The sequence below is a fragment of the Vibrio sp. Vb0667 genome, assembly GCF_033391095.1.
On the sequence record NZ_JAWPOL010000018.1, the window covers coordinates 68,457 to 82,632 of the forward strand.

Annotated in this window: 10 protein-coding genes; 6 read left to right on the forward strand and 4 right to left on the reverse strand. The window is 44.4% G+C overall.

The features are described 5' to 3' along the window. Window positions 1–315 precede the first annotated feature (315 nt). The 4 genes from ubiG to yfaE all read left to right on the forward strand — a co-directional run bounded on the left by ubiG (window position 316) and on the right by yfaE (window position 5,305). The gene (gene ubiG / locus R8269_RS16145; protein WP_005376820.1) at window positions 316–1,023 is read left to right on the forward strand and encodes a bifunctional 2-polyprenyl-6-hydroxyphenol methylase/3-demethylubiquinol 3-O-methyltransferase UbiG; all 708 of its coding nucleotides are present in this window, start codon (window positions 316–318) and stop codon (window positions 1,021–1,023) included. A gap of 501 nt (window positions 1,024–1,524) precedes the next feature. Then, on the forward strand, window positions 1,525–3,807 hold the full coding sequence (nrdA, locus tag R8269_RS16150) for a class 1a ribonucleoside-diphosphate reductase subunit alpha (protein ID WP_005376819.1): 2,283 nt from the start codon (window positions 1,525–1,527) through the stop codon (window positions 3,805–3,807). Window positions 3,808–3,890: 83 nt separating this feature from the next. Beyond that, window positions 3,891–5,024 carry a class Ia ribonucleoside-diphosphate reductase subunit beta gene (gene nrdB / locus R8269_RS16155; protein WP_005376818.1) on the forward strand — a complete coding sequence of 378 codons (1,134 nt, stop codon included), beginning with the start codon at window positions 3,891–3,893 and terminating at the stop codon, window positions 5,022–5,024. Further along, the gene (gene yfaE, locus R8269_RS16160) at window positions 5,024–5,305 is read left to right on the forward strand and encodes a class I ribonucleotide reductase maintenance protein YfaE (RefSeq protein ID WP_005376817.1); all 282 of its coding nucleotides are present in this window, start codon (window positions 5,024–5,026) and stop codon (window positions 5,303–5,305) included. The genes nrdB and yfaE overlap by 1 nt, the downstream gene beginning before the upstream one ends. Before the next feature lie 96 nt (window positions 5,306–5,401). On the opposite strand, the gene R8269_RS16165 is transcribed toward yfaE, so the two are convergent. After that, on the reverse strand, window positions 5,402–6,634 hold the full coding sequence (locus R8269_RS16165) for a CinA family nicotinamide mononucleotide deamidase-related protein (RefSeq protein ID WP_005376816.1): 1,233 nt from the start codon (window positions 6,632–6,634) through the stop codon (window positions 5,402–5,404). A 191-nt stretch (window positions 6,635–6,825) separates the two neighbouring features. On the opposite strand from R8269_RS16165, the gene R8269_RS16170 reads away from it, so the two are divergent. Together R8269_RS16170 and R8269_RS16175 are read left to right on the forward strand one after the other, a co-directional pair. Then, complete coding sequence (locus tag R8269_RS16170; RefSeq protein WP_005376815.1) at window positions 6,826–7,728, forward strand: DUF3943 domain-containing protein; 903 nt, start codon at window positions 6,826–6,828, stop codon at window positions 7,726–7,728. A gap of 222 nt (window positions 7,729–7,950) precedes the next feature. Then, window positions 7,951–8,463 (forward strand): glycine cleavage system protein R, encoded by a 513-nt coding sequence (locus tag R8269_RS16175; RefSeq protein ID WP_005376814.1) that lies wholly within the window; start codon window positions 7,951–7,953, stop codon window positions 8,461–8,463. A 77-nt stretch (window positions 8,464–8,540) separates the two neighbouring features. Here the strand turns inward: R8269_RS16175 and nspC are convergent, their stop codons facing one another. From nspC to R8269_RS16190, 3 genes are all read right to left on the reverse strand, one after another. Beyond that, the gene (gene nspC / locus R8269_RS16180) at window positions 8,541–9,674 is read right to left on the reverse strand and encodes a carboxynorspermidine decarboxylase (RefSeq protein WP_025767273.1); all 1,134 of its coding nucleotides are present in this window, start codon (window positions 9,672–9,674) and stop codon (window positions 8,541–8,543) included. Between the two features lie 103 nt (window positions 9,675–9,777). Continuing rightward, window positions 9,778–11,022 carry a carboxynorspermidine synthase gene (locus R8269_RS16185; protein WP_012841628.1) on the reverse strand — a complete coding sequence of 415 codons (1,245 nt, stop codon included), beginning with the start codon at window positions 11,020–11,022 and terminating at the stop codon, window positions 9,778–9,780. 18 nt (window positions 11,023–11,040) lie between these two features. Continuing rightward, window positions 11,041–13,917 (reverse strand): pyridoxal phosphate-dependent class III aminotransferase, encoded by a 2,877-nt coding sequence (locus R8269_RS16190; protein ID WP_258476822.1) that lies wholly within the window; start codon window positions 13,915–13,917, stop codon window positions 11,041–11,043. Between the last annotated feature and the right edge of the window lie 259 nt (window positions 13,918–14,176).

Sequence of the window (14,176 nt, forward strand, 5' to 3'; positions counted from 1 at the left end):
ATCTTTCTGATTAGTGGTTATATTTCGGTCAATATTGAGCAAAATCGGACTCTTTACGCGGAAAAGCGATGTAAATTCCTTTAACTACACAACGCGAAAATGCAGGTTTTAGAGTTATTGTCACTGGCACCAGTTCAAGGATGAACCAAAAACAATAGTTAGCGCTTTACAAATTACAGGCACCTGTCTCGATTGCCGCGCCAATGAACTCTGTCATTGTCCCTTAACTAAGCACATCGAGGTTGTTTGGGTGTAAAACGTTGGAGTATACTGGCGCCCTCTAAAGGACTCAGATTGAATGCAATAAAACCAATTATGACTAAAGCACAAAACGTCGACCCAAGTGAAATTAAGAAATTCGAGGACATGGCTTCTCGATGGTGGGATTTAGAAGGCGAGTTTAAGCCGCTTCATCAAATTAACCCACTTCGTTTGAACTATGTACTTGAAAAAGCAAATGGCTTGTTTGGCAAGCGCGCACTTGATGTCGGCTGTGGTGGTGGCATTCTTGCTGAAAGCATGGCAAAAGAAGGCGCTATTGTGACGGGGCTTGATATGGGTAAAGAACCATTAGAAGTCGCGCGACTACATGCATTAGAAACAGGTACTCAACTGACCTACATTCAGAGCACAATAGAAGACCACGCTATAGAAAACGCAGGAACTTACGATGTCGTGACTTGTATGGAGATGCTTGAACACGTTCCAGATCCTCTCTCCGTTATCCGCTCTTGTGCTGCACTAGTCAAACCCGGTGGTCACGTGTTTTTCTCAACTTTGAACCGAAACATTAAGTCGTACTTATTTGCTATTGTCGGTGCTGAGAAGCTTCTTAAGATTGTTCCTGAAGGCACTCATGAGCACGATAAGTTTATCAAGCCAGCCGAAATGATGAAGATGATAGACCAAACTGACCTGACGGAAATGGGCATTACTGGGCTTCATTACAACCCTCTAAATGACAGCTACAAACTCGGTCGTAATGTAGATGTAAACTACATCGTTCATACTAAAAAATACTGAACGCTATTAAGTTAAAAAATGAGTTTTGTGATTGACATTTTTTAAAGAAAATGAATCGGAAGCGGTAGCACATAGTTGCCGCTTTTTTTGTCTTTTTATGGCTAAAATTCGTGCTCTAGATTCCATTTTGACCAAGCTATTTTTCGTAGATAAAAACGGCCAAAGATCAAGGAAAATATTTTTGCATGCGGTTATTTCTAAACCGATCTCGAAACCGTAATTTTAACCATTCAAGTCTGCCCTTTTCTCATCGGTTAGTGTTCACTTACTGATTTTTTTCATTTTGTCAGTTATCCACAAGTCATCCCCGATCTGTACCTTGATAAATCAGTGTAATAGCACTATCTTGTAACCCGCAAACAAATGAACCCCTATATGTTGTGTTTAAGCGACAATATATAGATAGACTTTGATCACAAAGCCGCCGCAAGCTTTACTCATATTGCACATAAACAAACAAAAATACGGCTTTTATCAGTTTTCTTAGGGAAATAAAGCAGAATGAACCAACAACTTACCGTCACCAAGCGTGATGGCCGTAAAGAAAGTATCGATCTGGATAAAATCCACCGCGTTATCACTTGGGCTGCAGAAGGTCTAGATAATGTTTCGGTTTCTCAAGTAGAACTTCGCGCTCACATCCAGTTTTACGACGGCATCACAACGACAGATATTCACGAGACAATCATCAAGTCTGCGGCAGACCTGATCTCTGAAGAGACTCCGGATTATCAATACCTAGCTGCTCGCCTAGCGGTATTCCATCTGCGTAAAAAAGCGTATGGCCAATACGAGCCACCAACGCTTTATGATCACGTGTCTCGCCTCGTCGATATGGGTAAGTACGATCAACATATTCTAGAAGACTACACAAAAGCAGAACTCGACGAACTTGATGCGTACCTCGACCATAAACGCGACCTAAACTTCTCATACGCGGCAGTTAAGCAGCTAGAGGGTAAGTACTTCGTACAGAACCGTGTTACGGGCCAAATTTACGAAAGTGCTCAGTTCTTGTACATCCTTGTAGCAGCGTGCTTATTTGCGAAATATCCAAAAGCGACACGTCTTGATTACATCAAACGTTTCTACGATGCGACATCGACGTTTAAGATTTCTCTACCTACGCCAATTATGTCTGGCGTGCGTACCCCTACTCGCCAGTTCAGCTCATGTGTTCTGATCGAGTGTGGAGACAGTCTTGATTCTATTAACGCAACAGCAAGCTCAATTGTTCGTTATGTATCTCAGCGCGCTGGTATTGGTATCAACGCAGGTCGTATCCGTGCATTAGGCTCAGAGATTCGCGGTGGTGAAGCATTCCACACTGGTTGTATTCCGTTCTACAAGTACTTCCAAACAGCAGTAAAATGTTGTTCACAAGGTGGTGTACGTGGTGGCGCAGCTACTGTGTTCTACCCAATGTGGCACGGTGAAGCACGCTCACTAATGGTACTTAAGAACAACCGTGGTGTTGAAGAAAACCGTGTTCGTCACATGGACTACGGTGTTCAGTTAAACAAACTGATGTACCAACGTTTAGTTGAAGGCGGCAATATTACGCTATTCTCACCATCTGATGTACCTGGTCTGTACGACGCATTCTTCGAAAACCAAGAAGAGTTTGAGCGTCTATACGTGAAGTACGAGAACGATCCTTCAATCAAGAAAGAAACGGTTAAAGCGATTGAAATGTTCACTCTGCTAATGCAAGAGCGTGCATCAACGGGTCGTATCTACATCCAGAACGTGGACCACTGTAATACTCACAGCCCATTTGATTCTGAAGTCGCTCCAGTTCGTCAGTCGAACCTATGTTTAGAAATCGCACTGCCAACGAAACCATTAACTAACGTTGAAGATGACTCAGGCGAGATCGCACTGTGTACGCTTTCTGCATTCAACTTAGGTGCTATCAAGTCTCTAGATGATTTCGAAGAGCTATCCGATCTTGTTGTTCGTGCGTTAGATGCACTGCTTGATTACCAAGATTACCCTCTACCAGCGGCATACAAATCGACTATGAACCGTCGTACGCTAGGTGTTGGTGTGATTAACTTTGCTTACTACTTAGCGAAGAATGGCGTGAAATACTCTGACGGTAGCGCGAACGGCCTAACTCACCGTACGTTCGAAGCAATGCAGTACTACCTATTGAAAGCATCTGTAGCACTGGCGAAAGAACAAGGTAAGTGTCCTTCATTCGACGAGACGAACTACGCGAAAGGCTTACTGCCGATTGATACGTATAAGAAAGATATCGACCTAATTTGTGACGAAGCGCTGCACTACGACTGGGACAGCCTACGTAAAGAAATTATGGAGCACGGCCTACGTAACTCAACACTGACTGCGCTAATGCCTTCTGAGACTTCTTCTCAGATTTCAAACGCAACTAACGGTATTGAGCCACCACGTGGTTACGTTTCAGTAAAAGCTTCGAAAGACGGTATCCTGAAGCAAGTTGTACCAGAGTTCACAGAACTTAAAGACAGCTATGAACTGCTTTGGAATATCGGTTCGAACGACGGTTATCTACACCTTGTGGGTATTATGCAGAAGTTTGTTGACCAAGCTATCTCTGCTAATACTAACTACGACCCGTCACGTTACGAGACTGGCAAGGTTCCAATGAAGAAACTACTTCAAGACCTGCTAACAGCGTATAAGTTTGGTGTGAAAACGCTTTACTACCACAACACTCGTGATGGTGCGAAAGATGAACAGAAAGACGCTGTTCAACCACAAGATGACGATTGTGCTGGCGGCGGTTGTAAGATTTAATCTTCCCGTACCTAGCGAACCCGTAAAGACAGACTATCGATAACCTCCCCCTTACGGGGAGGTTTAAAAGGAATTGAGGCATTATGGCTTACAGTACTTTTAACCAAAAAAAGAATGACCAATTGAAGGAACCAATGTTCCTAGGTCAATCAGTAAACGTTGCACGTTACGACCAACAAAAGTTTGAGATTTTCGAAAAACTTATCGAGAAACAACTTTCTTTCTTCTGGCGTCCAGAAGAAGTAGACGTATCTAGCGACCGTATCGATTACAACAAACTGCCAGATCACGAGAAGCACATCTTCATCTCTAACTTGAAGTACCAAACGCTTCTTGACTCTATCCAAGGCCGCAGCCCTAACGTGGCACTGCTGCCGCTTGTGTCTCTGCCAGAACTAGAGACTTGGATTGAGACTTGGTCTTTCTCTGAAACGATTCACTCTCGTTCTTACACACACATTATTCGTAACATCGTGAACGACCCTGCGGTGGTGTTTGATGATATCGTTGAGAACGAGCACATTCTGAAGCGTGCAAAAGACATCGCGCACTACTACGACGATTTGATTCAAGCGACGAATGATTACCATCGCTACGGTGAAGGTGAGCATGTCCTTAACGGTGAAACGGTTAAGGTTAGTCTGTACGATCTTAAGAAGAAGCTGTACATCTGTCTGATGTCTGTTAACGCATTAGAAGCTATTCGTTTTTACGTAAGTTTCGCATGCTCTTTCGCTTTCGCAGAACGCGAACTAATGGAAGGTAACGCGAAAATCATCAAGCTGATCGCTCGTGACGAAGCACTTCACTTAAACGGCACGCAGCACATGATCAACCTGCTACGTAACGGTCAAGATGACTTCACTTTCATGCAAATCGCAGAAGAGGCAAAACAGGACTGTTTTGACCTATTCAAAGAAGCGGCTGAGCAAGAAAAAGAGTGGGCAGAGTATCTATTCAAAGATGGCTCTATGATCGGTCTAAACAAAGACATCCTAAGCCAATACGTTGAATACATCACAAATATTCGTATGCAAGCGGTAGGTCTACCAGCAGCGTATCCAGAAGCAACAACCAACCCAATTCCATGGATTAACGCTTGGTTGTCTTCAGATAACGTTCAAGTTGCGCCTCAAGAAGCAGAAATCTCTTCTTACCTTGTGGGTCAAATTGACAACGAAGTTCGCGCAGATGACTTCGAAGGATTCGAGCTGTAATGGCAACACTCAAAATCAACAAACTGATCAGCATTGAATCCAACCCTTCCAATACGATTTTGGAAACAATGGAGCAAGCTGGCCTATTACCAGAATACAACTGCCGTGATGGGCACTGCGGCGCCTGTCGCTGCAAATTGGAGTCTGGTGAAGTGGAGTATGTTGGTTTTGCCATGGCTTACACACAAAGTGATGAAATATTACCTTGTATCTGTAAAGCAAAATCAGATTTGTCACTTAGCGGCGTTAACTACGCGATGAAAGAAAAGCAGCGCGCATAACGTTGACTCGACGGTATAAAATGCAAAAGCCAAGGCAATCACCTTGGCTTTTTTGTCTCTGTGTTTTGTCTCTCAGACTACTGTAGAGAGCTTTGGTTATAAAGCACTGCTCGGGAGGTGCATCTCTTTAACTTTCTCCAAAAATGCATAATGCGCAAACATCGGTTTACGTTCTAGGTAGCGACGCAACAAGTCTAGTGCTGCCGTGCTGATCACTTTAACTTGATCACTGCGCTGATACTTTTTCGAGAGTTTATATAACGCTCCCCACTCGCCTGACGGTGTCGATAAAGCGACGGAAAAAACACCCTCTTCAATATGGCCAGTAACGAGTGATAAATCCGTCCCACACTTCTCTCGCGTAGCACCAGCCAGAGCAAACGTTTCCGCTAATGGATCTCCGCTGTTGGCCATCGCTTGAGTCAGGCTCGGTAGTATCCAACCATGCCCTAGTTGCTTTTCAGCGTTTTCATCACCGTTTAGCCAGTACGTTAAGTATCCTCCGCTACTTTTTTCGGAGGTCGACACTGTTAGTCCTTTATCGACCAACAACTGGCCGACATTTTCAACCATAGGTAAATCAATACTAACGGTATTACTCTCAAGGTGTTTATTAATTATCTGTACGAGTTTCAAACGCTGTTCAAGCTGATCTGAAGGACCAAAAAGTTTCACTTCAATAAAAGGCAAGTAAGAGCGATACCCTAGCTCATAGCCTTGAGGAAGTTTTAGCTGATCTAGCTTATCTGAAATACCGGATTCAGACAGACCAAACGTGTAGATTCGACTACAACATGAACCTTGAACATCGGGAAACACTCTTCTCAGATCGGGAAGAATTTGCGTCTCTGCCATGAGCTTAAATTCACTTGGTACACCCGGTGTGAAATAAAAAATGGCATCATTAATCAGCATTTTGAAACCGCAAGCAGTGCCTATCGGGTTGTCCAATATCTCTGCCGTTTCTGGCAGCATTGCTTGCTTTAAATTACTGTCCGGCATAGGGATGCCACGTCGAGCATACAAACTTTCTAGATGCTGCAACCACTCTTTGAATAGCACCAGTTTACAATCGGCGGCTCTCGCGGCGGCGGCAGCACTCATGTCATCCGTTGTAGGGCCTAAACCACCATTAACAATAACCACATCGTTGTTAAAGCTGAGCATTAAAAACTCTTCAACCAAACTCGATAGGCTATCACCAACCGTTGAGCGCTTTGTTAAGCCAAATCCATGTTGATAAAACAGGCTAGACAACCATGCCGCATTAGTATCAACAATATCACCGTGGAGGACTTCCTCACCAGTACTAAGCATTGCTATTTTCACAACTGACTCCTGAACGTAAGCACAATCCTATTTTCGTTATAGCGCTTATTTTTCTTTTTATTTGGACAAATCTCGCCGAGGTTTGTTGGGACTAAATAAGGGTCAAGTGTTTAAATGATTGATGTTTTGAGGGATAATTACGAGCCCGAACATACACCATTAACTCGGAGACCTTTGTGTCAAAATCATCCATGTTCAAGACGACTCTAACAGGCCTTTGCTTGGCTTCGTCAGCGCTTGCGCACGCAAGTCACTATGACCTAAGCCGTCATACAGAGTTTTCTTACACACCTGATTGCTTGTCAGGTTACTGCGAAACGACGACTCTGTACACCTTCGAGGCTCAAAATCGCGGTGTTATGTATGAACAGAATAATGATGATTCGCTAAACCTTGACGCAGGGCTTCAGCCTAAACATCTCATCATCCCTCAAGATAAAGACTGGGATTACCTGATGGGTCAAACCTACACCATTCTAGGTCTCAGTATCGCGACCGTAGGCATGATGACTTTTCTTCCAGAAAGTATCACCAAATGGGACGAAGAAGACCGAGACATGAGTAAGTTGGGGCAAAAGTGGAAAGATAATGTCTCTGACGGCCCCGTTTGGGATCGCGATGAACATGTCCTCAACTACATCATGCACCCATATTTTGGCGGCGTTTACTACACGGCAGCACGTCACGCTGGCTATAATGAATTTCAGTCGTTTTTGTACTCCGCAACTATGTCGACGTTCTTTTGGGAGTATGGCGTGGAGGCGTTCGCAGAAGTACCATCTTGGCAGGATATTTTTATCACACCATTCTTTGGTGCTGTTGTTGGTGAAATGATGTTAACGGCTGAGCAAGACATTATTGCAAACGGCGGCGAAGTTATGGGCTCTGAAACCGCAGGTGATGTTTCGCTCTTCTTCTTAAACCCTGTTGGACATATTCATTATTGGGTAACTGATGCATGGGGCGGTAGTGCAGAACTACAATTCAATTCATCACCTTGGTTTGGAAACCAAGATGTTGCAAAATTCGCCATGGACGCAGGCGCAAACTATGACAGTCAATTTTATGGTGTCGAGTTAAAAGTAACCTTCTAATCCTAAGTTGATACTCGGTAAAAAGCAGCCTTACGATGGCTGCTTTTTTTGTGCTCTGAACATTGTTTTAATTATTTGCATCACGAATTAGTGTTAAAAATTGACTTTCATCAAACATTACCCGCCCTTAGCACCTACACTAAATAAAAGGATTTATTCCAATAACTTAAGTAGCACGTTTATTCGTACTGCGTCCAAACCTTGATTCCAGGAGGGGACATTATGAACACCGTATTTATTGTTAATTTTGTCGGACAAGCGTCACCCGCCACGATTAAAGAGCTCGCTGCAATCACACACGAAAACGGCGGGAAATGGCTGATCAGCAAAGTAAACTTTATCGAAGACCAAGTTGCAGGTGTCATCAAAGTAGAGCTTCCAAGAGAAAATGCCGACATCGTTAAACAGGCGTTCTCTTCTTGTCAGACTCTTGTTGTTAGGTTCGTCGACTCTGAACCTCATTCATATCGTGAAGACACTATCTTCCAACTTCGTTTAGATGCCAACGATAGAGCGGGTATTGTGAATGAAATTACTCACGTTCTCGATAATCAAGGTATCTCAATTTTAGATATGGATTGTCAGCGTGTATTCATTGCTGGAGGCGGAGGGGTAAGCTCTAGCTTATTCAGCGCTAAAATGGCGATAAAACTACCTAGCGAGCTAGAAATTGAAGACATAGCCAATGAGTTAGAATCTCTGAGTGAAGACACTCGTGTAATTGTAGAAAGCTAACTGCATACCTTTAACGCTTCCCCAATAAAAAGAGCAGCAATTCAGCTGCTCTTTGTCGTTCTAATACTCAATACGTTTTATTTCACTGACCACTGAGACAGTGAACGTTTGAAATCAGAGTAGTCAAATTCATTCAGTTTTTGAATGTCACCATTCGAGCGTTCACAGTAGACCGACGGCATACGTAGACCGTTAAACCAGTTCAGTTTCACCATGGTGTAACCGGCACTATCTAGAATATGCAGACGCTGTCCTATCTCTAGAGGCTGTTCGAAGTTCGCCACGCAGAACTGGTCACCAGCCAAACAAGAGCACGAGCCGATCACATACTCATGTTCACCATTTTCAGATGCTTCAAGAATTGACGCTGGCTCATTGTAGATCAACGTATCTAAGCGGTGAGCTTCTGTGGCTGAATCGACAATCGCCGTCTTCTTTACGTTCTCTACAATATCAACCACTGTTACAACGAGATCAGTTGTCTTAGTAATTATCGCTTCACCCGGCTCTAAATACATTTGTACGCCGTGTTTCTCTGAGAACGCTTTAAGTGCTAACCCCAACTTCTCGATATCGTACCCCGGCCATGTGAAGAACACGCCGCCGCCCATGCTTACCCAGTCCAGCTTATCTAGGTACTCGCCAAACTGATCTGAAATAGCATCGAGTAAGCCGATAAACGCATCCACGTCTTTGTTCTCACAGTTCATGTGGAACATTACGCCATCAATACCATCAAAAATTTCCGGTTTGATGTGATCAGCCTGAACACCAAGACGAGAGAATTGACGCGCTGGGTTTGCTAAGTCTTGCCCTGCATAGCTCACACCTGGGTTTAGGCGCAAGCCAATCGATGCTTTGCCTTCGACAATATGACGATAAGCCGCTAGCTGTGACTGAGAGTTAAAGATCATCTTGTCACAGATGTCCGCCACATCGCGAACGTCATCTTCGCTGTAACCCACACTGTATGCGTGTGTCTCACCACCGAACGTTTCGTAGCCAAGCTTCACTTCAAACGGGCCAGAACTTGTTGTTCCGTCTAGGTAAGGCTTGATGATGTCGAATACACCCCATGTTGAGAAGCACTTCAGTGCTAATACAAGCTTCACACCAGAGATGTCTTTTAGCTGTTTTGCTTTCTCTAGGTTCTCAATCAGCTTGTCTTCATTGATCATGAAGTATGGCGTTTTTAGTTCGTTTTGTTGCATTTTGATACCTTACGTCCCTTCGCCTTAGCAAAGACACTATAAAATCGAACAAAGCCGACGCAAGTGCATCGGCTTAAACGTACAAATAAGAGTCGCTAAATTCTTACTTCAATTTATGGATAACAGGTTGTCCTGGCTCCAGTTCTTGAACATGCCAATCTAGACCAATAGATGGCATGGTTTCTAGGAATGGGTCTGGATCTAGCTGCTCCATGTTGAACACGCCTTTGTCTGCCCATTTGCCACGGAAGAACTGCAAAGCCGCAGTGATCGCTGGTACGCCAGTGGTGTATGAGATAGCTTGGTGTTCAACATCTTCGTATGCGACTTCGTGATCAGCGTTGTTGTAAATAAATACACTGCGCTCTTTACCATCTTTCTTACCTTGAACCCAAGTACCGATACACGTTAGGCCAGTGTAGCCTGGCGCGAGTGATGTTGGATCTGGTAGTAGTGCTTTTAGCACGTGCAAAGGTTGAACAACCGTACCGTCATGAAGCGTTAGTGGATCTGGGCTGAGTAGACCGATGTCGCGCATCACATTGAAGTAGTTTAGGTAACGGTCACCAAAGCCCATCCAGAATTCGATGCGTTTCGCCGGGATGAACTCTTGCATAGATCGAACTTCGTCGTGCGCCATTGAGTACACTTTGTGTGAACCACAATTCGGGAATTCAAACTCAAGCATACGTGAGTGACAAGGTACTTGTTTCCACTCGCCGTTTTCCCAGTAGAACGAATCGCCTTGAATCTCAAGCATGTTCGTTTCTGGATCAAAGTTAGTTGCGAACTTCTTACCGTGGTCGCCTGCGTTTACATCCATTACGTCGATAGTATCGATTTCATCGAACAGATGCTTCACTGCGTATGCGGCAAACACCGATACTACGCCCGGATCGAAACCAGCACCAAGAATACCTGTAATGCCGGCTTCTTCAAACTTCTCACGGTAACCCCACTGCCAATCGTAAGCTTGAGGTACTTGTTGGCCTTCAGAGCACAAATCAACCGCAACAGATGTATCAAGGTATGACACTTTAGCTTGGTAACATGCTTCCATAATAGACATGTTCACCCAAGGAGGACCTGCGTTGATCACTAAGTCAGGTTGTACTTCTTTAATTAAAGCAACTAAAGAATCTACGTCGTCCGCGTTTACCGCTCGCGCTTCTAATTTCTTAGTTGAATCTTTCAGATTGTTTTTCTTCTGAATCGATTCGATGATTTTCTCACACTTACCTACGGTACGTGATGCGATTGTGATATCACCCAGAACGTCGTTGTTTTGTGCTGCTTTATGTGCAACTACCCAGCCAACGCCGCCTGCACCAATCTGTAGAATTGCCATAGTTTTCCGTTACCTTTGTTAAACTAGCTCTGCCGCTAGCGTATTGATTTTTGAGAGCAAAGATTCAAAGTCCGCCGTCGTCAGACACGGGTTCAAAATCGTAAATTTCAATGCAGTTTTATCGTCGACAATGGTTTCACCCAATACCGCGATACCGCGTGTTAACGCTTCTAAGCGCAACGTTTTGTTCAGTTCATCAAGATCCGCTGATTCATGTGTCGCGCGGAACAGAACCGAAGATAGTGATGGTTCAGCCAACAACTCAAAGTGTTTGTTATCTCGAATCATGTCCGCCACTTCAAGCGTCTGTTCAAGCAAATGATCATACATATCGCCTAGGGCTTTTGGCCCTACGCTTTGCATCGTCATAAACACTTTGAGCGCATCAAAGCGCTTAGTTGTCGCAATAGACTTATCCACCAAGTTCGGTAGTTCGTCGTGTTCGCGGTTCAAATAGTCTGCATGGTGAAGCAGGAATTTAAAGTTAGACTTGTCATTTACCAATAGCGCACCACAACTGATGGTTTGGTAAAACAGCTTATGGAAGTCTACGCTGATGGAATGTGCACGCTCACAACCTTTCAGACGCGCTTTTTGGCTACTTAGAATCAGAGCTCCACCGTATGCACCGTCGACGTGCATCCACATGTCATGTCTCGCTGCCATATCGGCGATAAAGTCTAAGTCATCAATAGCACCGTGGTCCGTTGTACCCGCTGTACCAACAATGGCAAATGGGATCAAACCTTCTGCTTTGGCCTGATTGAGAACTTCGTCTAATTTAGTGACATCCATCGTTCCATCGGCATTAGCATCGACAGTCATGACCGCTTTTTCACCCAACCCCATCCAAGACGCTGATTTTTGAACCGTGAAGTGGGATTTTTTCGAACATACAATACGTAGCTTGTCTGCGTATTCAGGAAGGCCAAGCTTTTGAATTGAGTGTGCACTGAGTTTGTCAGCAATCCAATCTCGCGCAAGCATCAAACCCATTTGGTTACTTTGCGTGCCGCCGCTCGTGAAGATACCGTCCGCTTTTTCACCTAACTCATATTTATCGCATAGCCAGTTCACAACTTTCTGTTCAACATAAGTCGCTGATGAAGCTTGATCCCATGAGTCCATCGACTGGTTCAAAGCCGCAATCATTGCCTCTGCCGCAATCGCTGGCATCAACGGTGGAGTATGTAGGTGAGCAATACAATCTGGATGTTGAGTAAAAATTGCGTTTTTCGCGACCAGCTCAGCAGCATCGTCGATAACGGTTTTAAGAGGCGCATTTCCATTATCAAGATCAACGTCGTGAATCGCTGCTTCCAATGCTTTTGGATCCATACCTGAATACGGTGCAGTCACTTGTTCAAACACTGACTTCATTGCCGTAGTCGTGTGATTCATCACCGAAGCAAATTCATTGCTGCCCATCTCTCCAGTGTGGATGAAATGCTTCTTCCATTCATCTTGTGGCTGAGTTTCGATGTGACTACCGCCAGCGGCTAAAATCGCGTCTTCAAATACACGTAAAGCAAAGTCGATTTGCTCAAACGAGATGATAAGAGGAGGAAGGAAACGAATTACTGCGCCTTCGCGTCCACCTTTCTCAACGATCAAGCCACGCTCGAGTGCTGCGCGTTGAATAGAAAGTGTGAGTTCACTATCCGCTTGAGGTTCACCAAATTTATTGAGCTCACCGTCTGGATTTTTAATCTCCACGCCTAGCATCAAACCTTTGCCACGAACCTCTGCGATACAGTTCACACGCTTTTGAATACTTTCAAGGCCGTAGCGCAAGTACTGACCCGCAATATTGGCATGCTCAACAAGATTATCACGCTGGATAATTTCTAATGCTTTCGCACCAGAGACCATAGCTAGCTGGTTACCACGAAATGTACCTGTGTGCTCGCCCGGCTTCCATGTATCATGTTGCTTGTTGATAACCAATAGCGACATTGGTAAGCCACCACCAATTGCTTTTGATAAACACAGAATATCTGGAACAATGCCCGACTCTTCGAACGCGAAATTGTAGCCAGTTTTACCAACACCACACTGGATCTCATCGAAGATCAGTAAGATACCGTGTTCATCACAAATACGACGTAACTCTCGTAGCCAGAATGCTGGCGCAGGAACAACACCACCCTCACCTTGCACTGGCTCCACGATAATCGCGGCAGGCTTCATAATGCCTGACTCATCATCGTTTAAAAGACGATCGATATAGCGAATACTTGCTTTCGCACCTTCATCACCGCCAAGCCCAAAAGGACAACGCAGGTTGTATGGGAAAGGCATAAAGTGCACATCCGACATCAAACCAGTTCGACGAGCTTTCGTGCCTAAGTTACCCATCATCCCCATCGTACCATTAGTCATACCATGGTATGCGCCACGGAAGGCAAACATAGTGTTGCGACCGGTAGTCTGTTTCGCGAGCTTGATAGCAGCTTCAACCGCATCAGCTCCAGACGGGCCACAAAATTGGATAACGCTGTTCTCGCTTAACTCTTGAGGAAGAAAAGACTTAACGGATTGAATAAACGTCGTTTTTGCTGATGTTGCAATATCTAGCGTCTGATATGGCAGTCCTGAATCTAATTGTTCTTTCAGCGCTTGGTTTATTTCAGGATGGTTATACCCCAAAGCTAGAGTGCCAGCCCCCGCAAGGCAGTCTAGAAAGATCTGTCCACGCGTATCTTCAACCAAGCACCCAAAGGCTTGTTTAATTGCGATCGGCAAACGACGTGGATAAGAACGTACTTCAGATTCATGCTCAGCCTGATCAATCAATACTTGATCTGGCGTTAAGTCATACGTTCCCTCAACGATAGGAACCTGAGACGAAAAAATGTTTGCGATATTGCTATCGACTTCAAAGGCAGTGCTCATACTACATAATCCCTTGAATTATAATAATTCTGTATCCTGTATTAATAATCATTAGAATGAAATTACAGGAGGTGTGAATACCCCTCCGCATTTGTCAGTGCATAAATGACAAATACAGATCATCCGCCACGATACTCGCGACTTTATATGTAAAAGGGATTAATCAAGGTTCTGTAATGCACCCGTTTTGTAAAACAGGACATTTCGGCAGTATGAAGCTGATTAGTGTGTGTTTATTCAAAGGTTTCAATGTTGGGTT

Excerpts from the sequence above, each read along its gene's own strand:
- ubiG (WP_005376820.1), top strand. The coding sequence starts at position 316 with ATGACTAAAGCACAAAACGTCGACCCAAGTGAAATTAAGAAATTCGAG.
- nrdA (WP_005376819.1), top strand. The coding sequence starts at position 1,525 with ATGAACCAACAACTTACCGTCACCAAGCGTGATGGCCGTAAAGAAAGT.
- nrdB (WP_005376818.1), top strand. The coding sequence starts at position 3,891 with ATGGCTTACAGTACTTTTAACCAAAAAAAGAATGACCAATTGAAGGAA.
- yfaE (WP_005376817.1), top strand. The coding sequence starts at position 5,024 with ATGGCAACACTCAAAATCAACAAACTGATCAGCATTGAATCCAACCCT.
- R8269_RS16170 (WP_005376815.1), top strand. The coding sequence starts at position 6,826 with ATGTTCAAGACGACTCTAACAGGCCTTTGCTTGGCTTCGTCAGCGCTT.
- R8269_RS16175 (WP_005376814.1), top strand. The coding sequence starts at position 7,951 with ATGAACACCGTATTTATTGTTAATTTTGTCGGACAAGCGTCACCCGCC.
- nspC (WP_025767273.1), bottom strand. The coding sequence starts at position 9,674 with ATGCAACAAAACGAACTAAAAACGCCATACTTCATGATCAATGAAGAC.
- R8269_RS16185 (WP_012841628.1), bottom strand. The coding sequence starts at position 11,022 with ATGGCAATTCTACAGATTGGTGCAGGCGGCGTTGGCTGGGTAGTTGCA.
- R8269_RS16190 (WP_258476822.1), bottom strand. The coding sequence starts at position 13,917 with ATGAGCACTGCCTTTGAAGTCGATAGCAATATCGCAAACATTTTTTCG.